General features: G+C 48.0%; 23 protein-coding genes. 6 read left to right on the top strand and 17 right to left on the bottom strand.

Annotation, left to right across the window (positions count from 1 at the left end):
- Positions 1–46 precede the first annotated feature (46 nt).
- Positions 47–412, top strand: coding sequence for a hypothetical protein (locus IPJ67_00995; GenBank protein ID QQR77712.1), 366 nt, complete (start codon positions 47–49; stop codon positions 410–412).
- Between the two features lie 179 nt (positions 413–591).
- Complete coding sequence (locus IPJ67_00990; protein ID QQR77711.1) at positions 592–1,743, top strand: PD-(D/E)XK nuclease family protein; 1,152 nt, start codon at positions 592–594, stop codon at positions 1,741–1,743.
- Between the two features lie 3 nt (positions 1,744–1,746).
- Here the strand turns inward: IPJ67_00990 and IPJ67_00985 are convergent, their stop codons facing one another.
- Complete coding sequence (locus tag IPJ67_00985) at positions 1,747–2,448, bottom strand: DUF1361 domain-containing protein (protein QQR77710.1); 702 nt, start codon at positions 2,446–2,448, stop codon at positions 1,747–1,749.
- A 329-nt stretch (positions 2,449–2,777) separates the two neighbouring features.
- Between IPJ67_00985 and IPJ67_00980 the strand changes: the two genes are divergently transcribed.
- The gene (locus tag IPJ67_00980; GenBank protein QQR78023.1) at positions 2,778–3,431 is read left to right on the top strand and encodes a peptidylprolyl isomerase; all 654 of its coding nucleotides are present in this window, start codon (positions 2,778–2,780) and stop codon (positions 3,429–3,431) included.
- Between the two features lie 24 nt (positions 3,432–3,455).
- On the opposite strand, the gene IPJ67_00975 is transcribed toward IPJ67_00980, so the two are convergent.
- Complete coding sequence (locus tag IPJ67_00975; GenBank protein ID QQR77709.1) at positions 3,456–5,579, bottom strand: acetate--CoA ligase family protein; 2,124 nt, start codon at positions 5,577–5,579, stop codon at positions 3,456–3,458.
- Positions 5,580–5,878: 299 nt separating this feature from the next.
- On the opposite strand from IPJ67_00975, the gene IPJ67_00970 reads away from it, so the two are divergent.
- From IPJ67_00970 to IPJ67_00960, 3 genes are all read left to right on the top strand, one after another.
- Positions 5,879–7,957 (top strand): ribonucleoside triphosphate reductase, encoded by a 2,079-nt coding sequence (locus tag IPJ67_00970; protein ID QQR77708.1) that lies wholly within the window; start codon positions 5,879–5,881, stop codon positions 7,955–7,957.
- 168 nt (positions 7,958–8,125) lie between these two features.
- A complete protein-coding gene (locus tag IPJ67_00965; protein ID QQR77707.1) occupies positions 8,126–8,377 on the top strand; it encodes a hypothetical protein in 252 nt (83 codons plus the stop codon).
- 84 nt (positions 8,378–8,461) lie between these two features.
- Positions 8,462–9,241, top strand: coding sequence for an anaerobic ribonucleoside-triphosphate reductase activating protein (locus IPJ67_00960; GenBank protein QQR77706.1), 780 nt, complete (start codon positions 8,462–8,464; stop codon positions 9,239–9,241).
- Between the two features lie 85 nt (positions 9,242–9,326).
- Here the strand turns inward: IPJ67_00960 and IPJ67_00955 are convergent, their stop codons facing one another.
- The 15 genes from IPJ67_00955 to IPJ67_00885 all read right to left on the bottom strand — a co-directional run bounded on the left by IPJ67_00955 (position 9,327) and on the right by IPJ67_00885 (position 22,410).
- Complete coding sequence (locus tag IPJ67_00955; GenBank protein QQR77705.1) at positions 9,327–10,127, bottom strand: metal ABC transporter permease; 801 nt, start codon at positions 10,125–10,127, stop codon at positions 9,327–9,329.
- Positions 10,128–10,129: 2 nt separating this feature from the next.
- The gene (locus tag IPJ67_00950) at positions 10,130–10,906 is read right to left on the bottom strand and encodes a metal ABC transporter ATP-binding protein (protein ID QQR77704.1); all 777 of its coding nucleotides are present in this window, start codon (positions 10,904–10,906) and stop codon (positions 10,130–10,132) included.
- Positions 10,894–11,826 (bottom strand): zinc ABC transporter substrate-binding protein, encoded by a 933-nt coding sequence (locus tag IPJ67_00945; GenBank protein QQR77703.1) that lies wholly within the window; start codon positions 11,824–11,826, stop codon positions 10,894–10,896. Before IPJ67_00945 ends, IPJ67_00950 begins: the two co-directional genes overlap by 13 nt.
- Before the next feature lie 26 nt (positions 11,827–11,852).
- Positions 11,853–12,200, bottom strand: coding sequence for a transcriptional repressor (locus tag IPJ67_00940; protein ID QQR78022.1), 348 nt, complete (start codon positions 12,198–12,200; stop codon positions 11,853–11,855).
- Positions 12,201–12,384: 184 nt separating this feature from the next.
- The gene (locus tag IPJ67_00935) at positions 12,385–13,218 is read right to left on the bottom strand and encodes a TatD family hydrolase (GenBank protein ID QQR77702.1); all 834 of its coding nucleotides are present in this window, start codon (positions 13,216–13,218) and stop codon (positions 12,385–12,387) included.
- 6 nt (positions 13,219–13,224) lie between these two features.
- Complete coding sequence (locus IPJ67_00930) at positions 13,225–14,652, bottom strand: methionine--tRNA ligase (GenBank protein QQR77701.1); 1,428 nt, start codon at positions 14,650–14,652, stop codon at positions 13,225–13,227.
- A gap of 536 nt (positions 14,653–15,188) precedes the next feature.
- The gene (rsmI, locus tag IPJ67_00925) at positions 15,189–15,914 is read right to left on the bottom strand and encodes a 16S rRNA (cytidine(1402)-2'-O)-methyltransferase (protein QQR77700.1); all 726 of its coding nucleotides are present in this window, start codon (positions 15,912–15,914) and stop codon (positions 15,189–15,191) included.
- A 15-nt stretch (positions 15,915–15,929) separates the two neighbouring features.
- The gene (locus tag IPJ67_00920) at positions 15,930–16,964 is read right to left on the bottom strand and encodes an AI-2E family transporter (protein ID QQR77699.1); all 1,035 of its coding nucleotides are present in this window, start codon (positions 16,962–16,964) and stop codon (positions 15,930–15,932) included.
- A gap of 56 nt (positions 16,965–17,020) precedes the next feature.
- Positions 17,021–18,289 carry an insulinase family protein gene (locus IPJ67_00915; protein QQR77698.1) on the bottom strand — a complete coding sequence of 423 codons (1,269 nt, stop codon included), beginning with the start codon at positions 18,287–18,289 and terminating at the stop codon, positions 17,021–17,023.
- A 46-nt stretch (positions 18,290–18,335) separates the two neighbouring features.
- On the bottom strand, positions 18,336–19,820 hold the full coding sequence (locus tag IPJ67_00910) for a glycine--tRNA ligase (GenBank protein QQR77697.1): 1,485 nt from the start codon (positions 19,818–19,820) through the stop codon (positions 18,336–18,338).
- 123 nt (positions 19,821–19,943) lie between these two features.
- Positions 19,944–20,186: a hypothetical protein gene (locus tag IPJ67_00905; protein ID QQR77696.1), complete on the bottom strand. Its 243-nt coding sequence runs from the start codon at positions 20,184–20,186 to the stop codon at positions 19,944–19,946.
- Positions 20,187–20,503: 317 nt separating this feature from the next.
- The gene (locus IPJ67_00900) at positions 20,504–20,788 is read right to left on the bottom strand and encodes a hypothetical protein (GenBank protein ID QQR77695.1); all 285 of its coding nucleotides are present in this window, start codon (positions 20,786–20,788) and stop codon (positions 20,504–20,506) included.
- Between the two features lie 38 nt (positions 20,789–20,826).
- Positions 20,827–21,687 carry an N-acetylmuramoyl-L-alanine amidase gene (locus IPJ67_00895; protein QQR77694.1) on the bottom strand — a complete coding sequence of 287 codons (861 nt, stop codon included), beginning with the start codon at positions 21,685–21,687 and terminating at the stop codon, positions 20,827–20,829.
- Positions 21,688–21,753: 66 nt separating this feature from the next.
- Positions 21,754–21,990, bottom strand: coding sequence for a DUF883 family protein (locus tag IPJ67_00890; protein QQR77693.1), 237 nt, complete (start codon positions 21,988–21,990; stop codon positions 21,754–21,756).
- Positions 21,991–22,062: 72 nt separating this feature from the next.
- Positions 22,063–22,410 carry a hypothetical protein gene (locus tag IPJ67_00885; protein QQR77692.1) on the bottom strand — a complete coding sequence of 116 codons (348 nt, stop codon included), beginning with the start codon at positions 22,408–22,410 and terminating at the stop codon, positions 22,063–22,065.
- Positions 22,411–22,485 lie beyond the last annotated feature (75 nt).

Here is a 22,485-nt window from a genome sequence, read left to right as displayed (position 1 = left end):
ATTCTTTCACAACCCAGTCCAAAACCATGCAAATAGGAGAGCTGAAGTGTCCAAGAGAATACCCCTCATATACCACATAAGTTCTTCGGTCACAAAGACGATAGAGCTCTCAGCAGGCGATCATAGAATTCTTCCGATGGCGCTCACCCTGCTCCAACAACACATCTCGGAGCATGTTCTTACCAAAAGTAATATCGGCATAGGATATCTCGGCGCATTGGGAGATATCGAGGAAAAAATAAAAAATCGTGATCCAGCAATCCTTTCTCTCCTTAAAGCAAAAGAGGCGGAAGCGCTAAATACAGAGGACTACTGGCCTCCTCGAGCCGCAGAAAGAAACACTCACATTGTCCGCTGTATAGCCAACAGCATTATCAGGTTGGCCAATCAAGATACGGTCGTTCCAAGCTAGTGTCGCGACCACCGCTCAAGAACCTGAACAAAAATTCGAAAACTATGGTTTTCGGACAAACCACTCCAACCACCGGTCTCATTCGCATATGCAGACCGGTTTTTCTTTTCTTTTTTTCTTGCTACAGTGTGGACAGCAATAGTTCTCGGGCTAACAGCTGACAGTTAACAAAACCCTTTATGCGCCTCTCCTACTCATCTCTCGGCACGTATCAGACGTGCCCGCTGAAGTACAAATTCAAGGAAATCAACCGGCTGAGAGAGCCGAAGTCGAAAGAAGCAGTCTTTGGAACACTCGTTCATTCAACGCTGAAATTTTTCCATGAGCCAGCACTTCTCCCGCCTTCGCTCGAAGACGCGCTCAATCATTTCTCCAAAAACTGGAATGACGCGGTCTATGATAACCCAGATGAGGAGCGCGCCGCTTTCTCCGCTGGCGTCGATATAATCCGACGCTACGCCGAACACAATGACCCAAAAGACTTCGCCATCATCGCGCTCGAAAGTCCGTTTCAAATAGAGATTGCCGACTCAACTGGCACGACACATACCATAAAGGGCATCATCGATCGCATCGACAAGACACCGACCGGTTACGAAATCATCGACTACAAAACCGGACGCAAGATGCCCTCCCAAGCGGACGTCGATCACAATCTCCAACTCTCCGTCTATGCCAAAGCATTCCTCGCCCGCTATCCAAAAGAGGCTGAGCATCTGGAAAGTCTCACGGTAAGCCTCTATTTTCTCAAGCACGGCGTAAAACTTTCCTCAACAAGAACCGCAGGAGACCTCCAAAAAGTTGACGATATTTTCTTGGAGACAATCCAAGAAATAGAAGCCGGGCACTTTGAGCCGCGTGTAAATCCCCTTTGCGATTGGTGCGGCTTTCAGAAGATCTGCCCCATGTGGAAACACAAATTCCGTGAGCTCCGCACCGCAACCACCGAGGAAAAAGAACAAGCCGTCAATGACTACCTCGCCACCAAACGTGCGATTGAGCTCGACAAACAAAAGCTCATGAAACTCCAGGCGACCATACTGGAATATATGGACGCCGAAGATGTTGAACGGCTTTTCGGTGATGCCGGAATCATCGAGCGAGCACGAACGCAGAAATATGACTACGATGCCAACAAACTTCGCGATTACCTCGAGCCGCTTGGCAAGTGGGAAAGCGTCCTTGCTGTCAATCAGACACTCGTCAAGAAAACACTCGCCTCACTTCCACTCGAAACACGCACGGCAATAGAGTCTGAAGCGAAAACAATCGGAAAAGAAACCACCACACTCCGTGTCAAGAAAACCCTTGCCGAGGATACGGATGAATAGTGTTTATTCATCGTTTCTGCCAACACACTCGCGAGCACGATTCTCTCGCAACCCGAGAAGCCAGTATGCAGCTACAAAGAGGAGATACGACAGCCCGATAAATATCGCAAAAAAACACGAAAGCGTGACGGCACGACCAAACCATACCGGATCGCCATAGTGCGAAACGGTATCACGAAGCATCTCGAGAGGATTGAGAAATGCATCCCAACTGTTCCACCGAAGAAACCGCCCAAGATACATCCCTACGCCCGAAAGAAAAATCACCGAGACTATCATGAAACCTGCCCACATATCACCAATCATCCGCCGAAGCACACGATGCACCCGAAAGAGTGCCCCCATTCCCAAGAGCAATCCCGTCACCGCAAACACAGCAATGAGTGAAAAATCGTAGATAAAATTCCGTGACCACATATATTCCCATGGCAAATGCACGAAATCCGTCACGATATATGGCGCGTTTGGAAAGAAAAAGAGCCAGAGAAAAAACACGACCCACGCACTCCACGTCATGGAAACACTCTTCCGAGCAATTCGTTCAAATGCTACAGCGAACGCATATGGTATCACCGCCAAGAACAAATTCCAGAGAAGAAAAAAGTAACCATCCGTCATCGCCACAAACATCCGTGCTGCGAGCATTGAAAACGACCCCGCAAGCAGAAGATTGAGCACCGCCAAAAAGCAGTTTTTTCGAGACATACTCAAAGAATCCTGAACAATAAAGTACCGAGAAATATACCACAGAAAACCCATCTCGTCGATATCGGCGAATCTTGAGAGAAATCTCATTTTCCCCTACAATGGAAGCAAAATCCCCGAAGAATCCTATGAAAAAAATAGTCCTCTCCGCAATTCTCTTCATTGCTACACTCACGCTCTCCGGATGCTCGCAAGAGCCAGCAGCAGAAACGCTGCAGAGCAAAAAAGCGGGCGATTACACGTATCTCTCGCGAGCTTTCGGCGAAAGTTCCGGAGCTGCTGCTACAGGAGCAACTCCACAGTCAACGCAGAAGCGACCCGCTCAGGCAATGCCACAAACAGCACCCTCGCCGCAAGTCGCCGACGATCAGACATCGGCAGATTCGCCAGATTCAACTCAAAGCAATCCAGCGTCAACCAATGTGAAACCAACAACAGAAAGCCCTGCTGTCAAAGAAGATACCTCTCAAAAAGACGCCGATTTGAAATTCCTCAAGAAATACGATGGCGCTATTATCAAAACAAGCAAAGGAAATATTACGGTGCACTTCTACAATGACGACGCGCCAAAAACCGTGAATAACTTTCTCAAACTCGCCAGCGAGAATTTCTATGACGGCATCCGATTCCATCGCGTCATCAAGGGTTTCATCATCCAAGCAGGCGACCCCAATTCTAAAGATGAGAATTGGTCGGACGACGGACAAGGCGGACCCGGCTACGCTTTCGACGACGAGATAAACTCACACAAACTCATCGAAGGCTCCGTCGCCATGGCAAACTCCGGACCAAACACAAATGGTTCACAATTCTTCATCGTCACCGCCAAATCGACACCGCTCTTGGACGGCAAATACACCAACTTCGGCGAAGTGACGGATGGCATGGACGTCGTCAACAAAATAGAAAAAGTCGACACCAACAAAAACGACCACCCCAAAGAAAACATCACCATCGACAGCATAGAGTTCATGAAGAAATAGACAAGCTCTCACGCTTACCTTGACTCACAATGACAGTCGACCATCGACAATGAGAGCATGTGTGCTCTCTGAAGACTGCGGATAGACGATAATTGGGTTGATGTCGAGTTCGTGGATAGCGGGGAAATCAGCGAGAAGTTGCGAGAGGCGACCGACGCATTCAACGACGGAAGCAACATCGTATTTCGTGCCACCGCGCGCACCATCGAGCAGCGGGAAGATTCGGAGTTTCCGAAGCATTTCTTCGGCACGATTCCGAGAAACCGGAGCGAGACCAAACGCCGCGTCTTTCAAAATTTCGACATAGATACCGCCACTCCCGAGCATAATAGTCTGTCCCAAGTTTGGATCGCGGAAGCTGCCCGCAATGAGTTCAATACCACCCCTTGCTGCCATTTCCATAAATAATACGCCCTCTATCTTCGCCTCGGGAGAAGAAGCTCTCACACGGTCTATAATCGCCTGAAACGACGCTCCGGCATTTTCCGGCGAGATATTGAGAAGGACACCGCCTGCGTCGCTCTTGTGTGTGATGTCTTCCGACAGAATTTTCAGCGCACAAGGTGTGCCAATCTCACGTGCCACTCGACTCGCCTCTTCGGCAGTCGTTGCAACAGCATATCGAGGCAGAGAGAGTCCATACGCCGAAAACACCTCGAGCGTCTCCACTGCCGACAACGCCTTCCGTCCAGATACTTCTATTTCATGGAAAATCGCTTCGACTCGCGACCGGTCAATCGTTCCCGATGCTTCGAATCCTGAGAAATCTCCCGCATCAACCCGCATCTCTTCTCGCATTTCGCGAAAGTGCGCGAGTGCGGCGAGCATATGTATGCCATCTTCCGGAAACCCGACTACAGGGACCTTTTTTCGCAGAAGCACTTTGATGCCACCAGCAACCAGCTTCCCTCCCATGAAGGCAGCAACCATTGGCACAGTAGCCACTTTGGCACGCTCCGCGATTACTTCTGCTATTGCTTCAACATCCGTCATAGACTGTGGCGTGAGCACCACCATCACCATATGAACGGACGTATCGAGAAGAATCGTGTCGAGCGCACGAGCATAGCGGTCACTTTTTGCATCGCCCAAGATATCAACTGGATTTTTCACACCCGAAGCTAGTGGCAAAAACGAACGCAATTCGGTCATCGTCGCCTCAGAAAGCGGCGCAAGCGAAAGTCCTGACTCAAGCGCCGCATCCGCAGAGAGCACACCCGGACCGCCGGCATTGGTGAGTACGGCAATATTTTTCCCCAGAGGAAGCGGGAGAAGCGAGAAACCTCGCGCCAGCAAAAAGAGCTCTTCCGCTGTCTCGGCACGAAGAATCCCCGCCTCCTCAAAGAGCGCCTCATAACTCGCATCATTTCCCGCAAGAGACCCGGTGTGCGATGAAAGCGCCTGTGCACCTGCCGATGTTTTCCCTGATTTGAGTATGATGATTGGTTTCGACTTCTTTGCCAGTGCCATCGCGCGCGCCACATTCTTAATTGCCGTAGGATTTCGAAGATCCTCGGCGTATATAGCAATCACCTTCGTCTTCCTATCATTTGCAAAATATTCAAGCAGTGCCGACTCATCAAGAAGCGCTTTATTCCCAAGACTCACAAATTTCGAGAAACCCACACCGATATTTGCTGCCATATCGAGCACGGCTGTTCCGAGTGCGCCGCTTTGTGATAAAAATGCGATATTGCCCTTCTTCGGAAGCGTCCGCGCAAAAGAGGCATTCATGGAGAGATGCGGATTGACTACACCGAGACAATTCGGACCAAGAAGCGCCATATCACCCGAACGTGCAATATCGGAGATTTCCCGCTCGAGTTCGGCATTCCCTGCTTCGTGAAACCCGGCGGAAATAACCACCGCGCTTTTCACTTGCTTTGCCACTGCCTCTCGCAAAACAGTTGACACAATTGGCGCTGGGACCGCGATAATAGCGCAATCAACCTCTCCCTCAATCGCCGCAAGATGTGGGTAACAGCGTCGATCATAGAGTGAATCAGTCTTTGGATTGACTGGGTATATTTCGCCCTGATATTTTTGCTCGACCAAATTCTTCACGATGTCGTTTCCGACACTCCCAACCTTCGTCGATGCTCCCACAATAGCGATTGATTTCGGCTCAAACAAAGACTGAATGTTCATACGGCAGAAAATGATGGATTATTTCTTCTTCAAATGATGCGCTGCATTTGGTGGAAATTCTTCTTTTGTGGCTTTCAGAGCATGCATAGACAAGTAAAAAAGAATTTCTGCCGAATACTTCCGCGAGACAGTGCTCTTCAAAGTATACCATTTTTCTTTCCACCAAAGGAAACTTTACGAGTTAGAAACTTTGGAAGATAATGAGGAGGCGCACAACGGAAACGCGCACTCCGTGGGGGAGGTCTTGATGTCCACGGTTTTTCTTTTCTCCAAAATCGAATATTCTAGACAAAAACCGTATGAAACAAAGAAAGAAAACAGAGAAAGTATCCATCGAATCCGTACGAAGAAGAAGTGGACGAACCACATCGTTCAATCCGTACAAGATTATTAATGCCATCGAGAAAGCGCTCTTTGCAACCACGGAAGGAAGTGAAAAAGACGCCGCACGCGTCGGCAAGAAAGTCCTCTCCCTCCTCGAAAAGAAAGCTCGACACTACGCAAAGCAAAACCTCGGTCCCTTCATTCCAAAAATAGAAGAGATTCAGGACCTCGTCGAAACCGTCCTCATGTCCGAAGGCTTTCATGACACCGCCAAAGCCTATATCCTCTACCGACAGCAACACGCGGAAGTCCGCGAAACGGAAGAATCTCTCGTCAAAGCCGTGCACCTCGTCGACAAATACATCGGCAATCTCGACTGGCTTGTGAAGGAAAATGCAAACATGGCGTATTCTCTCCAAGGGCTCAACAACTATGTCTCGAGTGCTATCAGCACCAAGTACTGGATGAACAAAATCTATTCCAAAGAAGTGCGTGATGCCCACGAATCCGGCGATCTCCATATTCACGATCTCCAACTCATCTCTGCCTACTGTTGTGGCTGGGATCTCGAAGACCTCTTGCGACAAGGCTTCACCGGCGTCCCTGGCAAAGTTTCTTGCAAACCTGCCAAGCACCTGGGATCAATCTTGGGACAAATGGTTAATTTTATCTACACCCTCCAGGGCGAAGTCGCCGGCGCGCAGGCATTCTCCAACTTTGACACACTCCTTGCTCCCTTCGTTCGAAAAGACAAACTTTCTTATGCACAGGTAAAACAGGAAATCCAATCTTTCGTCTTCAACATGAATGTCTCGACGCGCGTCGGATTCCAAACGCCGTTTTCGAACATCACGATGGACATCATCCCGCCCAAGATTCTCGCAAAGAACCACGTCATCATCGGCGGCGAGCCACAGAAAGAAACCTATGGCGACTTCGCCACGGAGATGGCAATGATCAACCGCGCCTTTGCCGAAGTAATGTGCGAAGGAGATGCTTCGGGACGTATCTTCACTTTCCCTATCCCGACCTACAACATCACCAAGAATTTCGACTGGGAAAATCCCGCCTATGCTCCGCTCTGGGAAATGACCGCCAAATATGGCATCCCCTACTTCGCCAACTTCGTCAATTCCGACATGAGTCCGGACGACGCGCGCAGTATGTGCTGTCGCCTACGCCTCGACAATCGCGAACTTCGGAAGCGCGGCGGCGGACTCTTCGGCGCCAATCCCCTAACCGGCTCAATCGGCGTCGTCACTATCAATCTCCCTCGAATCGGCTACCTTTCCAAGAATGAAAAGGATTTCTTCAAGCGTCTTGATCGCCTCATGGACATCGCTCAAGAAAGCCTCGAAGTCAAACGGAAAATCGTCGAGCAACTCACCGAAAAGGGCCTCTACCCCTATACAAAATTCTACCTCGGAAATATCAAGAAGCGATTCCATCAATACTGGAAGAATCATTTCTCCACCATTGGACTCGTCGGCACCAATGAAGCCATTCAAAATCTCATCCATACCGATATCACCACCGAAAAAGGTCAGGCATTTGCCAAGAGAATTCTGACACACATGCGCGAGCATATCGGAAACTACCAAGAAAAGACCAATAATCTCTACAATCTCGAAGCGACTCCCGCCGAAGGCACCGCCTATCGCCTCGCGCTCCTCGACAAGAAACACTATCCTGATATCATCGTTGCCAATCAGAAAGAAGTGCAGACTCGACACGCCGAACCCTACTACACCAATTCTTCGCATCTTCCTGTTGGCTTTACCGACGATATCTTCGAAGCCCTCGACCTCCAGGATAACCTGCAGACGCAGTACACGGGCGGCACCGTCCTCCACGGATTCTTGGGCGAACGCATCAATGACCCCGATATGGCACGCACTCTCGTCCGCCGTATCGCCGAGAAATACCATCTCCCCTATTTCACACTCTCTCCCACTTTCAGCGTCTGTCCCACCCACGGTTACCTCCCCGGCGAACACAAGACGTGCCCACAATGCATCACTATTTCAACCACAAAGGAATATCAAAAAGTCTGAGAGCCTGCTAAAAAAGTATCAAAAAGGCGTACTTCTCGCACTGTTTTTCAGAAAAAATTGTTTTTTTGCGGCTTTCGGAGCAAGCGTAGACAAGTAAAAAAACAATTTTTTCTGAAAAACAGCCCTTCTCAACAGACTCTAAACAAATAATTTGTTAGGAAAAAAGTTATGCAAAAGATAACCTGTCATGATTGTGGGAAGGCGCTCGAGAGAGGGGCAGAGTATATGCCCTACGAAGTGAACGGGAAAACAATGGCGAAGTGTCGCGCGTGCCATGAGGCAAAACCGGAACTCTCCGACTTCCAGAAAACCGAAACCTACACGCGCGTCGTCGGCTATATCCGCCCCGTCGAGCAATGGAACAAGGGCAAGCAACAAGAATACGCCGACCGCTTGGAGTACACCCCATCCGTCGCCTAGGGATATCTGCATATTTCTCAATACTACCAAGGCTTGCAATTTTGAGTTTATTTCGAGGCGCAAATGAGAAGCAGAATAAGCTGTATGGAGTCATACCGTGTCGAGTATCGGAATTTGCGACGAAGAAATACGTCAAAATTGCAAGCCCATCGCATTATGTATATCGCCGGCTACCAACCACTCACACTCCTCGACTACCCCGGCAAACTCGCCGCGACGGTGTTTACGCTCGGCTGTGTCTTGCGATGCCCTTTCTGCCACAACCCCGAGCTCATAGAGCCGAGCAAAGAGTACCTTGCGAAAACGGGTGGCGACAAGACCGATGAATTTCTGAATTTTCTCAAGAAACGAGGAGGCAAACTCGACGGTATCTGTATCACGGGTGGCGAACCGACACTCCACGCTGATCTTCTCGATTTCATTCGAAAGATAAAAAATATGGGCTTTTTGGTGAAGCTCGACACCAATGGTGTTTTCCCGAATATTGTCCGGAAAATCGCCGAGACCAAGCTCGTAGACTTTTGGGCGATGGATATCAAACACACGCCGGAGAAATATCCACTCGCCTCCGGCAATACCGATATCGATATCAGTCGCTTCCAAGAGAGCGTTCGCATTATCATGGAGAGTGGCGCCGACTATGAATTCCGCACCACGGTCGTTCCGGGCATACACACCGAAGATGACTTCCAAGAAATCGGCAAATGGATTCGCGGTGCACGACACTTCGCGCTCCAGGAATTCCGAGATATAAAACTCTACGATCCGACACTTGCAAAAAGCGCACGAAACAAATCTGTAGACCTCAATAGTGCCCGAGCCAGACTCCTCCCCTTCATTGAACACGTCGATATTCGTCGATGACGCAAAGAACCCTTTGAAATTCAGGACACCAAAACATCAATGCTCCCGAGCATTGATGTTTTTCAAGAACCAAAAAATATCACTTCTACTGCCTATTGACAAACAAAGAAATGATAAACGCAAAGAGCATAATGAGCACGATAGTCCCTCCCGTTGCGAGATTGAGATAAAACGAGGCAATGATACCCGTAAGTACTGAGAGTATCGATATAATTTCTGCAATAATGATTGTCCCCGTAAATCCCCGCTTCCACTGCAGTGCCGCAATGACCGGAATCACCATGAGCGCCGCAATGAGGAGCACGCCCACAATAGGAATAGCCACAGAAACGGTGAGTGCCGTGAGCAATATGAGTGTGAGATTGAGGAATCGCGTCGGCATACCACTCACTTGTGCCGCTTCTTCATCGAAGGTGACATAGAGCAATGGTTTGAAGAGCGCGAACAATACAATAATAACAAATGCTGAGACGACACCGATGACAAGCACATCATTCTCTGTCACGGTCACAATGCTCCCAAAGAGATAGTTAAAAAGACTCGAGTTGAAGCCATTTGCAAGACTCAGAAGCACGACTGCTAAGGCAAGACTTCCCGAGAGAAAGAGAGCAAGCGCCGACTCACCATAGACTCGTTTCGAATTTCGCAAACGCTCAATACCAAGTGACGCCACTGTCGTCGCACCAAGCGCCATCAAAAGCGGATTCACCTTCAGAAGCAGTCCGAGAGCAATACCCGCAAGGGACACATGAGACAGCGTATCGGCAATCAGAGAATATCGTCGCAATACGAGAAATGTACCAATAAGCGGCGCAACACAAGCGACGATAATGCCCGCTTCGAGACCGCGGAGGATAAAGCTATATTGGAAGATATTTTCTATCATAATCAGGCGTAGTGATGGCGATGTGGCTCTACCTTGATATCACGTTCAAAGATGTCTGCCGATGCACTTTCTGCACGATACTCTTCGGGTGAGAGATACCGAATAAGTGATCGGTCGATGCAGGCAATATGCATCACCTCCTGCGTGATGCGATCGATATCGTGAGACACAAGCACGAGCGTGATGCCAAATTCGCTATTGAGCCTCTTGAGCAATGTATAGAAACTCTCTTGCGTCTTCTTGTCGACGCCGGTCGTTGGCTCATCAAGGAAGAGTATTTCCGGCTGATTCACGAGCGCGCGAGCAATGAAGACTCTCTGCTGTTGCCCGCCAGAGAGATCCCCAATAAGCCGATCTTGATATTCCAGCATACCCACTTTGGAAAGCGCCTCCTGCACTGCCTCGCGATCGGATGCATTCATTTGCTGAAAAAGCCGCCGATTCTTGTATCGACCCATCAATACCACTTCGTACACACTCGCAGGAAAATGCACATCGAAACGCACCGCCGTCTGTGGCACATACCCAACTTTGTTCCACTCTGAGAATTCATGAATATCTTTCCCAAAAAGTCGCACCGTGCCACTCTCCGCAGAGAGGAGATGAAGCATGATTTTGAGAAGTGTCGTCTTCCCGGCACCATTGGGACCCACGAGCCCGACATAATCCCCACGATGAATCGCGAGCGTGATACCCTGAAGAACATTTTCTTTCCCGTCATACGAGAAAGAAATGTTCTCAACTTCAAAAATGTTGTCCGCGTGATCTATTGAGTACATTGCAGTGCTGTTTGCAAATTTTTGAGGTTATCATACATAACCGAGAAATAATCTTTGCCTTTTGATATCTCATCATCGCTCAACCCCTCAATCGGATTGAGCACGAGCGTCTGCGCGCCGACTTCAGTCGCGATTGTTTGCGAAAGCTTTGGACTCGCGAGGCTCTCAAAGAAAATATACCTGACATTGTTCACTTTGGCGAATTGTACAGTGTCGGCAAGCTGCGAGGGCGATGGTTCGGCATCGGGCGACAAACCTGCGATCGACACCTGATTGAATCCATACTCCGCTGCAAGATAGCCAAATGCATCATGAGATGTGATAATATTTTTCTCCGCACACTTTTGAAGACCACTTCGATACGCGATATCCACATCTTTCAATTTCTCGAGGAGTTGGTTGGCGTTTTCACGAAAATAGATCGCATTTTCCTGATCAGCAGCCTCGAACCCGCGAGTAATATTCTCTACCATTTTCCCAGCGAACACCGGGTCAAGCCACACATGCGGATCTGTCGTAAGCTGGTCCTCTCGCGTCATCTCTCGCGTCGTCAAGCCTTCTCCTGTAACAACAATAATAGTCTTGGCTGTATTGATATTTTTTCCAATACTATCGCCCCATGATTCAAGTCCGCTTCCGTTTAAAATGATGAGTCCACTCTTTTCCATCCGTGCCATATCTTGCGCAGTCGGTTCATAATCATGTGGCTCCGCTCCCGCTGGCACAATATTCGTCACACTCGCCTTGTCGCCACCAATTTGCTGAGAGAAAAAATACAACGGGTAGAAACTCGCCACGACTTGAAGCTTCCCTGGCTGATGAAGAGTAGACGACGACTCCTTCCCCAAGTTCCAAAATACAGCATATGCGCCTCCACAAACAAAGATCGCGAGAACAAAAAAATATACCAGCTTTTTCATACGTGTTTTCTTATAATCCTAAAAACTTACTGACACTCCTTACACTTGCCAAAAAATTCAAGTGAATGATCGAGAATGATAAAATGTTCACGACGTTCCAATTTTCTTTCTTCACACTCGAGAGATTCTTCAAGGTGTACATCTCGAACGTCACCACATGAGGTGCAAACAAGATGATGGTGATGTTCCCCAACAAGCTCGTAAAGCGCCGTATCGTTTCGAAAGAAAACTTCTTTCACATACCCTTCTTTTTTCAGAACTTCCATCTCGCGATAGAGCGTCGTCTTATTGAACACCCTCTTTTTTCTGGAAAGTATATCAAGAATTTCAAATACCGAAACCGGTTTCGAAGCGCTTACGAGCACAGAAAGAATTTCCTCTCGCGCGAGAGATCGGCGAAATCCCTTTTCCGGAGATTATTCAAAATAGTGTTCGCTTTTTCCATACTTACACGATAACGCAACTAAGTTGCGTGTGTCAAGTACGTGATTAAAAACAGAAAAAACGCTTCAATTTAGAGCGTTTTTGACAATAAGAATAAGATAGACCGCCCACCTACTAACTGGCAAACTTTCTTGGAAAACATCGATTCGTATTCTCTTCCGTCGCGCGCTCGACTTCTTTAAAAGAAACTTTTTTTACTTCCGCAATCTTTCGAGCAACTTCCATAACATACGCTGGTTCATTCCGAGTTCCGCGATATGCTTGTGGCGCGAGATACGGGCAATCGGTTTCAGTGAGCATTCGCTCAATTGGTATGAGTCGTATGCTCTCGAGAATATCGCCTTTCGTCCCTACAAGTGACTTTTTCACCGGATACGTAATATTCCCCGCAAAGGAAAACAAAACGCGTTCGTCAAGATTGAGAAACTCTTCTGTCACCTCAGTATTGCCTTGATAACAGTGAAGCACGACAAAAGGAATATCGCCGACATACTCGCGCGCGATTTCAAGTACGTCCCTATACGACTCGCGCGCATGAATAACGACTGGCTTCCCAATGCGCTTTGCAAGCTCGAGATGATCACGAAATCCGATTTTCTGACTTTCCTTTTGTTTCTCCGTCACCGCAACAGTGTTAAACGCATGATAATCGAGACCGCATTCCCCGATTGCCACCACTTTCGAATCCATCGCCAATTTTCCAAGACACTTCATCCACAAATTCCTCGTTTCTTCATCAGGAAGCTTAGAATATTCCTCTGGATGAACCGCAACCGTTGCGAAAATATTGTCGTACTTTTTCGCCGCAGCAAGAGCATCTTCGCTTTCCGAAATACTGGTACCAATCGTGATAATTCGTTTCACGCCGCTGTCAAACGCTCGAAGGAGCATCTCTTCTCGATCGACATCAAACATCTCATCATGAATATGCGCATGCGTATCAATCATAGCATTTCAGATTCGCTGAAAGAGAATTCCACCTTTCCGATTAGCAAGCATTGATTGAATATTCTCTGAAGTCTCCGGAAGGAATGGCGCAAGGAGAGTCGCAATACGCTCCAAATCTCTCAAGAGCTTCTGCATCACCAATGCAAACTTTTCTAGATTCGTCTTGGCAAGTTCCCATGGCTTCTCTTTCTCAATATATTTATTGCTCTCGCGCACAATGCTCCAAATATATTCCAATCCCTCACTTAGATGATAACTCTCAAGCAACTTCCCAAACTCATCTGGAAATCCTTCATTACTTCCTTCCATCTTCCAGCTTCCATCTTCCAATTTTTCTCCTAATTTCAAAACACGCGACACTAAATTCCCCAACCCGTTCGCCAGATCGGCGTTGTATTTCTCAGTGAGTTTTTCCCATGACACATCGCCGTCATTGGAGAATGGGAGTGTTGAGAGAAGAAGATACCTTGCACCATCAATGCCATACTTCGCAACCAAGTCCACCGGATCAATAATATTCCCGAGCGACTTCGACATCTTCTGTCCATCCACAGTGAGATATTCATGCGCATAAATCGTTGTCGGAATTGGAAGATTGGCTGAAAGTAGCATTGCCGGCCAATACACCGCATGAAATCGCAGTATCCCCTTCCCAATCACATGAGCACGCTCACCATCGCTCGCCCAGAACTTTTCATAGAGTACGCCGCCACTTGCATAATCAAGAGCCGTAATATAGTTTGACAAAGCATCAACCCACACATACATGATTTGCGAAGGATCTCCCGGCACCGGCACACCCCAATCCTTCGCGCGCGAGACCGATCGCGAGATGGAAAAGTCCTCCAGTCCCATCGAAATAAACGACAACACTTCATTCCTCCGAAAGTCCGGCACAATGTGTAACTCGCCGCTCTCTATTTTTTGCTTCAAAATATCAGCATACGCTGAAAGTCGAAAAAAGTAGTTTTCTTCCTCCACAAGTTCCGGTTCTTTTTGGTGATCCGGGCATTTCCCATCAATCAAATCTTTCGGCAATTTGAATTCTTCACACCCGACACAGTAGAGTCCGGAATACTTTTTGGTATACACGTCTTCAGCCTTGAATGAACGCCAGAGTTTCTGCGCTCCATCGAAGTGTCGCTTCTCGGTTGTTCGAATGAAATCATCAAAGGAGAGATTCAGGAGCTTTCCCAAATCGCGGAACGACTCCGCATTCTCTGCGACAAATTCTCCAACTGGCTTCCCCGCTTTCTCTGCTCCCTGCACATTCTTCAAACTATTCTCGTCAGATCCAGTAAGAAAGTAAACCTCTTCCCCACACGCGCGATGAAACCGCGCCATTGTATCCGTAAGCACCTTCTCGAGCGCATGCCCCACATGTGGCTTCGCATTCACGTAATCGATAGCGGTAGTAATATAGAATCTTGACATAATATTTTATTTATTGCAGTATGTAATCGATTTCGTAAAATTTTCTTTACCAATTCATCCGAGGAGAAAGCACCATGATTATACAAAGAAGCAACTTTCAACAAATAGGAGGGCATCCTCATCCTCCTCATTGCTTATCCCCAAAAAATCGCCCGAGGAAGCATTCAAACCTACTCTTATTCATAGCAATTCCCCTTCTTTTGGTTGCATCGTATATCTATTTCGTCGGAAAAAGCGATGACTACCGACAAGAACAAGCTCGGGAAATTGCTACTCAGCAGGGATGTGCCGTGCAGTTTTCTCGAAGCGTCAGCAATGGATTTGTTGACCGTAACGGAAGGGCAGTAAATTACGAAGTGCGATGCACAAATGGAACAACATTGTACCTCACCATCTCCCTCTTCTCATCGCACTAGATGCACAAGAAACACAAAGGTGCCACGCTTTCCAAGCAAATTCCCCATAGGGACGCGAGATAATTTCTTCCGTCCCTCATTTTTATATACACAACATCCTGGAAAAATGCGCATTCCACTCTACATCACCATCACCACAAACTCTCCCTTCACTTTTCCTGGATTCTTTTGGTAATATTCTAGCACTTCTCCAACACTTCCTCTTTGAATTTCCTCAAACATCTTGGTAAGCTCGCGTCCGATAATCACATTTCTTTCTGATGCAAGCGATGCAAGGAGTTCCAAATTTTTGACAACGCGATAGGGCGATTCGTAGTAGACGACCGGAACTTTTGACTGAGCAATAGCACGAAAAAATGTTTCTCTTCCCTTCTTGTGTGGTGGAAATCCTTTGAAGAGAAATTCCTGCGTATTCACTCCAGCGACCGAGAGAAGCGCTGCAAGCGCCGACGGACCCGGTACAGGTGAAACGCAGAAGCCCGCCGCAATCACCTTTTCCACGACCTCGTTCCCCGGATCGGAAACACCCGGTGTGCCAGCATCAGTCGTCAGCGCCACATTCTTTCCAGTTCGAAGAACATCAAGCACACGACGAATTTTCTCATCTGCTGCTCGCTGCGGAATAGCAAGGAGTGGCTTTGACACATTGTGTCTAAAGAAAAGCTTCTTGGCGACTCGCGTGTCTTCACAAATTATCAAATCGCATTCATTCAAAATGCGAAGCGCGCGGAGCGTAATATCTTCCATATTCCCAATCGGCGTCGCCACGACAAAGAGCATTCCAGTTTCGGATTTTTCTTCCGTGTCGATTTGAATTTCTTCTTCAAAATTATCCATATTCTTCATATTCCATTCTCTCCTCTATTCTTCAATCTGCGCGGGTTTCCGAGTTCCCAAGAACTCATCCGTAAACACCGAGAGTGCTGCTGCCGAAGGAACCGCGAGCAATATTCCCGCAATCCCCGCAAGCTTTGCGCCAATCAAGAGCGCGAGAATAACCGCCACAGGATTGAGCCCTACCGTACGTCGCATGACCTGCGGTACAACAATGTGATTCTGTATTTGTTGGATAACGAAATAGAGAAGAACAACCGCCGCACCCAACCAGGGCGAAACAAGAAGTCCCAAAGCAATTGCCGGAAGAGCTGCCACGGTTGGACCGGCATAGGGTACCATCTCCAGCAAACCACCAAGAAGCGCCAAGAGAAGCGCATAGGGAATGCCGAGTGCGGTAAGCCCGATGAAATAAAACGTAAACACAATCGCCATGAGAAGCAATTGCCCAAACATCCACTGCCCGATTTTCTCCTGAATTTTCCGAGAGAAATAGAGTACGCGCTCCTCATATTCAGCGGGTGTCACCGTTCGGAGAACCTTGTCGATACCGCGCCGTTCAAACGACATATAGAGCGAGAGGAAAAAAATCACCACCACTGAAAAAATCGCATGAAAGACACTTACCGTTGTCGAGAAAATTCCCGAAACCGTCCCCGATGATTCGCCGCTACTCGACATCGCCGCTCCATCAAGAGGCACATCGTGGATACGAAAAAATGAATCGATGCCATTTACAAAAAGCGAGATTCTCTCAAGGTAGCGCGGAACATTTGCTGAGAATTCCACCATCTGACTTGAGAATATTGGCACGATAAGCGAAATAATGGTGACGAGAACACCAACAATAAGCGCGTAGACGCCGAGCACACTCAGCATGCGCGGGATCCGAAACATCTCCAGTCGCTCAATAGCCGGCGCAACCGATGCTGTAATAATAATCGCCACAAAGAACACGATGATAATATCGCGAATGAAATACAGGAAAAAAAGCGTTATCGCTGCAACAACGCCATGCAACAAGATCTTCGTCCACGCCTCAATGTATTGTTCTTTGGTCATAAAAGAAATTCCACAAGGCATACATCAATCAACACCCCACGTTCTTGCACGTATTCTTACAAAGTAAGCATTTTCTCCAATTTCTTGGCTGATTTCTGCGGACCGATAATAGCCAGATTGAGTCGATCGGAACGGAAAATCATTTCCGCAACTCGACGCACATCCGCACTGGTCACGGCGTCAATTTTTGCATAGCGATTCTCCGGAAGGACGATTTCACCCTTCAGCACCTCCTGATCGACGAGATAACCCACGATATCATCGGAAGATTCGAGATGCATTGCCATACTTCCCTTGATATGTTCCTTGGCTTTCAGAAGTTCTTTTTCTGGAACCGCTTCCGTTGCAATTCGCTTGTATTCCTCAAGAATAACCGCGATTGTTTTCTCAAGATTGCCATGCTCGACACCGCATTGCGTCGAGAGATACCCCGCATCGTGATATGCGTCCGTCCCCGTGTGCACACTATAGGCGAGACCGCGCCGCTCGCGAACCGCCATAAAGAGCCGACTCGACATGCCACCACCAAGTATCGTCGAAAGAACCGCAAGCGTATATCGATCCGCATGAAAGAAATCAAATGTCCGCACACCGAGGATGAAGTGCGTCTGGTCAGTCTTCTTACTCTGCAAGAGCACAGCAGGAGCTTTCTGCTTCTCAGTAATTTTCTTTCGCTCGGGATTCTTCCCTGTTCGCATATCCGCAAAACTCCGCTCGATTATCTTCTTTGCCCAAGCGGCATCGAAGTTTCCCGCAATGCCAACAACGACATTTGAGGCAACATAGGCGCGATTGAGATAGCGGATAAATTCCGAGCGTTTGAAGCTCTTGATATTCTCTCGCGTCCCAATGATGTCTCGTCCAAGCGGATGCTCTCCGTAGAGGAGCATTTCAAATACATCACCTACATGTCGCACTGGCGTGTCCTCATACATATTGAGCTCCTGCAAAATCGGTCCCCGCTCGCGATCAATCTCCTCTGCCGGAAGCGTCGAGTTGAGGAAAATATCGCTCACGATATCAAGCGCCATCTCAGCATGCTTCTTGTCAACTTTGGCATAGTAAGCAGTTCGATCCTTCGATGTGAAGGCATTGTATTCCCCGCCAACCGCATCGAGTTCTTCACTAATCGAAAGAGCCGTTGGGCGTTTCTTCGTCCCCTTGAAAAACATGTGCTCCAAGAAATGCGAAAGCCCACCCTCTTTCTTCGTTTCATATCGCGACCCCGTCGCCGTCGTGATAAGCACCGTCACCGTTTCCGCCTCTTTCATCGGCGCCAAAATTACCCGCAATCCATTCGACAAAACAATTTTTTCGTAGTGCATAACGACAGACATTCAAGAATAAAATCGCCTCCTCCCAAAAAATTCTTTACCGAAGATGTTCCCACAAATAATTCCCGAGGTCGGCGAGCGACTGTCGCTCTTGTTTCATCGTGTCGCGGTCGCGCACCGTCACCGTGCCATCATCAAGAGTCTGAAAGTCAATCGTCACGCAGTACGGCGTCCCGATCTCGTCCTGACGTCGATATCGCTTCCCAACATTGCCGTTGTCATCAAATTCGCAGACGACATCTTTCTTGAGAATATCAAATACCTCACGCGCCTTCGCAACAAGCTCGGGTTTATTTTTCATGAGCGGGAATATGGCAACCTTCACTGGAGCAATCGATTTTGCCAAGCGAAGCACGATGCGTGTCTCACCGCCTTCCAGCATCTCCTCATCATAGGCGGAAAGAAGAATCGCGAGAAGCCCGCGATCAAGTCCAAATGTTGGCTCAATCACAAATGGCGTAATCTTTTCTTTCGTCTCAGGATCCTGCCATGTCATATCCCGACCAGAGAACTTCGCGTGACGCGAAAGGTCATAGTCCGTCCGACAGGCAAGTCCGAAGAGCTCTTTTCGTCCGAAGGGATAGTCGAATTCGAAGTCCACCGTACGCGCCGAATAGTGTGCTCGTTCATTCTCGGCTATCTCCGTCGGGTGTACTCGATCCATATCCATGCCAACCGATTGCATCCATCCTTCCATCTCTCCCTGCCAATAACCAAATACGTCATTCCACTCTCGTTTCTTGGAGTCAAAAAAATATTCTATTTCCATTTGCTCAAACTCCCGCGTACGAAAGATGAAATTCCCTGGCGTTATTTCATTGCGAAATGCCTTTCCGATTTGAGCAATACCAAACGGCAAGCGTTTTCTTGACACACCGGCGACCAGTGGAAAATCCACAAACATCGCCTGCGCCGTCTCCGGACGAAGATAGGCAATGTTGGCGCTCTCTTCGGCAGGACCTATGAAAGTCTTGAACATGAGATTGAAGAGTGTCGGATGCGACCAATCGCGCTTCCCACAATGCGGACACGCAATGGTTCGCAAAGCACCAAAGAGCTTCTCGGCAAGCTTCTCAATATCATGTTCGTATTTCTCTACTGTTGCCTGATCTGGAGACGCTTCTTTCTTGAGCTTCTCAATCTCCATTTTCTTGAATGTCATTTCCGAGAATGACAACATGAATTCGTTTTGATTCACCGCATCGAGATGCTGATCCGGTCGTAGTCGCTCATGGCATTCCTTGCACTCAACTAGGAAGTCATTGAAACCAGAAATATGCCCGCTCGCTTCCCATACCTTTGGATTCATAACAATAGCGGCATCGAGCCCAACCATATCATCACGACTCTCGACAAAGGTCTTCCACCAATGATCTTTGATGTTCTTCTTGAGCTGCGCGCCGTATGGACCGTAGTCCCACGAATTCGCAAGCCCCCCGTAAATATCACTCCCCGGAAAAACAAAGCCGCGTCGCTTTGCGAGCGAGACAATCTTGTCCATGGTTATTTCCGCCGTATTCATAGGGATTTTCCAAGAATTTATCTGCCTCTATCCTATCGTTTCAGCCCCAAAGTGTCAAAAAAGAAAACGCCCGAGCAAAGCTCTGAGCGTTCCAATAAATTTAAGTTCAGCTACCTACCTCTGTCATATTCCATCATTGTCCTGCCGACGCTGCCATTCAGCGTGGGCGTGAGCTGAAGAGAATGAAACTTTCGACGATATACTGCCGGCGTACTTTTTTGCGAAATACCCTTGCTGCAAGCCACTCTTCACGGCAACATCTCTCGGTGCATGCTCGCGTTTCCCCTTTCCTTTCCTAGACTTACACTGCGTCGCCATCGTATTCTCCTCTGTTGAAATGAACGAATAACAAGGATTCTTTTTCATAGCCACTATCACCTCTTTCAACAAAGAGGAGTATTTCTCCTGTTCCTGAAAAATCCGAGTAGTACCTTTGTGCACATTCCAATGCACGAGCAACACTCGGAACGAGAAATGAACTCCGATCACTTCCTTCCTTTCTATGTACAACCACATCAACCCAAAAACTTTTTCTTTCCGGAAAATCTGCAAGACACATTGAGAAAATACCTCTCTTGTAGTTGTCAAAATAACTTCCTTATACTAAACAAATAATTTATATTTGTCAATAGTAAGTTCCTGAATTCTATTACAACTGAAACAATCTCAAATGTTACTGCCCCTCAAGAACGCTTAAATCGCTTCCACACACCCGCGACCGTCTCTGCGATACGGCGAGAGGAATAGCCATCCGGCAACTCCGATTCAACTTTTATATCAGTGATGTCGCTCGGCAAAAGTTTATGTTCCAAAAGAAGCCCGTCAATCACTGGCAAAATTTTCTCCAACAACTCCCGATTGGGCTCGATGCGTACCCGCCCGATTTCCTCCGCGCCACGAAACAAAACGACATGTGTCGCCACTTCCTCAACATGAAAAAGAAACCTGCACTCTTGTTGCTTCTGCATAAAAATCCAAATACCGAAAGACGCAAAATCTTGCGTCTCTACAAAATTTTTCCACCTATCTTTTTCCAATCAAATCCCCACGGATCAGTCTTTCTTCCCGGCGCGATATCACTGTGTCCCACGATATGTTTGATGCTATTTCGACTCTTGATATCGGCAAGAAGTTTTTTGAGCGAGACATACTGCGCATCACTCGGGCTGCCGTTATCCTTCCCAATTACTTCGATGCCAATCGAAAACGCATTCACATTCGTCCGACCGTCGGGCATCTCGGAATCCCCTGCATGGTAGGCAATATTCTTTTCTTCAACCATGCGATACACCGCGCCATCTCGCGCGACCAGATAATGCGGCGACACACCATAGCTCTTGTAGATATCAATAATTTTCGAAACCGAGAATGGGTCGCCACCCGTCGCATTGTAGGTCGAGTGAACGACCACCGTATCAATTGTCCGCCCGCTCGCCTTGGTAAATCCCCATGATACGAGTCGATTCTCTATCGAGAATTTTCCGCCCGAATCCTGTTTCGACACAGCTACCTCCTGCTCCTGTGAAGGCGCTGCCACTTCCGGCGATGATGTTGGTACTTCCATTGCTGAAGCTGGCGACGAAGCAGATTCTTGTTCATTTGGCATTGCTTGATTAGATGCGCTAGCCGCATTATCACCACTCTCCGCTTCTCTCGGCATCGCATTTCCCGCTTCGAGCTTCTCGACAATACCCGCGGAGTCCTCTTGTGAAAGCACCTCACTTGTCGCGTTCGCCGACGTATCTCGCATTTCGTTCTCAACCACTCTTGCTGAATCTCCCCGAAACAAGAAGATGCCCACACCCCCCGAAACCAACACAAACAGAACGAGAAGCCACGTCCACGGATTTTTGAAAAATTCATTCATGTCCTCATAATAACAAAAACCCTCTCCGAAGAGAAGGTTCGTGTCAAATCCATGATAACGAGAGAACTATTTCTTCCTCCCGGTGAAGAAGCCGACAATGGCTCCTATGGCAGCGCCAACACCGAGGGCTATGCCGGTTGATTTAACAGGATTTTCCTTGACATACTCCCGCGCATCATCCGCTGTTTCGGCGATTTTCTCCCGCGCTTGTCCCGCCTTCTCGACGACGGTGTCTCGCATCTCACCAGCTTTCTCCGACGCTTTTCCAACTTCTTTCTTTGCTCGATCCATAAAATCATTCATAGGATAGTGATATTAACATTAATACTTCTGTGAAGAATAGAACCTGCCACGCGCATTCTTGTGCTACCACCTTTACCGTCGGGAAAACATCAAGAGAAGTGCGCCCGTTGCAACGAAGAGCGTCCCCACAACGAGCGGTCCTGCCGATGGTCCGAGACGAAACACCTCGACCAATGCCATTCCGAGACCAAACACAACAAACCCAAATCCGATCAAGAGAAACACCATGCCCAGCACAATCTCTCGGATAAACCGCATAATGAATGCGCGAATATCCCCTTCGACTGTGCCGGCAATCGCAAGTGCTCCGCCGACAACTTCCTTGGCGTGTCGTGAGACCATATCAAGCAACAACGAAACCCACGATGGCTTCGCATCTTTCTGAGTTCCTCCAGCTGATTCTTGTGTTGTCTCAGTCATACGCGTATATAAAAAGTCTCTTTCAACCTCCTAGGGGAAGTATACCAGAATATTGACAAAACAAGAACAGTTGCT

It is taken from the genome of Candidatus Moraniibacteriota bacterium, assembly GCA_016699385.1.
Taxonomy (GTDB): domain Bacteria; phylum Patescibacteriota; class Minisyncoccia; order Moranbacterales; family UBA1568.
Note: the sequence above shows the minus strand (reverse complement) of the source record. Positions and strands in the feature narration are given on the sequence as shown.

Coding starts and splice junctions, on each gene's coding strand:
- IPJ67_00975 (QQR77709.1), bottom strand. CDS start 5,579: ATGAACATTCAGTCTTTGTTTGAGCCGAAATCAATCGCTATTGTGGGA.
- IPJ67_00920 (QQR77699.1), bottom strand. CDS start 16,964: ATGACCAAAGAACAATACATTGAGGCGTGGACGAAGATCTTGTTGCAT.
- IPJ67_00885 (QQR77692.1), bottom strand. CDS start 22,410: ATGACTGAGACAACACAAGAATCAGCTGGAGGAACTCAGAAAGATGCG.
- IPJ67_00935 (QQR77702.1), bottom strand. CDS start 13,218: ATGATTGATACGCATGCGCATATTCATGATGAGATGTTTGATGTCGAT.
- IPJ67_00965 (QQR77707.1), top strand. CDS start 8,126: ATGCAAAAGATAACCTGTCATGATTGTGGGAAGGCGCTCGAGAGAGGG.
- IPJ67_00970 (QQR77708.1), top strand. CDS start 5,879: ATGAAACAAAGAAAGAAAACAGAGAAAGTATCCATCGAATCCGTACGA.
- IPJ67_00895 (QQR77694.1), bottom strand. CDS start 21,687: ATGAATGAATTTTTCAAAAATCCGTGGACGTGGCTTCTCGTTCTGTTT.
- IPJ67_00945 (QQR77703.1), bottom strand. CDS start 11,826: ATGAAAAAGCTGGTATATTTTTTTGTTCTCGCGATCTTTGTTTGTGGA.
- IPJ67_00955 (QQR77705.1), bottom strand. CDS start 10,127: ATGATAGAAAATATCTTCCAATATAGCTTTATCCTCCGCGGTCTCGAA.
- IPJ67_00985 (QQR77710.1), bottom strand. CDS start 2,448: ATGTCTCGAAAAAACTGCTTTTTGGCGGTGCTCAATCTTCTGCTTGCG.
- IPJ67_00960 (QQR77706.1), top strand. CDS start 8,462: ATGGAGTCATACCGTGTCGAGTATCGGAATTTGCGACGAAGAAATACG.
- IPJ67_00905 (QQR77696.1), bottom strand. CDS start 20,186: ATGAAAAAGAATCCTTGTTATTCGTTCATTTCAACAGAGGAGAATACG.
- rsmI (QQR77700.1), bottom strand. CDS start 15,914: ATGAAGAATATGGATAATTTTGAAGAAGAAATTCAAATCGACACGGAA.
- IPJ67_00950 (QQR77704.1), bottom strand. CDS start 10,906: ATGTACTCAATAGATCACGCGGACAACATTTTTGAAGTTGAGAACATT.
- IPJ67_00990 (QQR77711.1), top strand. CDS start 592: ATGCGCCTCTCCTACTCATCTCTCGGCACGTATCAGACGTGCCCGCTG.
- IPJ67_00890 (QQR77693.1), bottom strand. CDS start 21,990: ATGAATGATTTTATGGATCGAGCAAAGAAAGAAGTTGGAAAAGCGTCG.
- IPJ67_00900 (QQR77695.1), bottom strand. CDS start 20,788: ATGCAGAAGCAACAAGAGTGCAGGTTTCTTTTTCATGTTGAGGAAGTG.
- IPJ67_00915 (QQR77698.1), bottom strand. CDS start 18,289: ATGCACTACGAAAAAATTGTTTTGTCGAATGGATTGCGGGTAATTTTG.
- IPJ67_00930 (QQR77701.1), bottom strand. CDS start 14,652: ATGTCAAGATTCTATATTACTACCGCTATCGATTACGTGAATGCGAAG.
- IPJ67_00980 (QQR78023.1), top strand. CDS start 2,778: ATGCCACAAACAGCACCCTCGCCGCAAGTCGCCGACGATCAGACATCG.
- IPJ67_00910 (QQR77697.1), bottom strand. CDS start 19,820: ATGAATACGGCGGAAATAACCATGGACAAGATTGTCTCGCTCGCAAAG.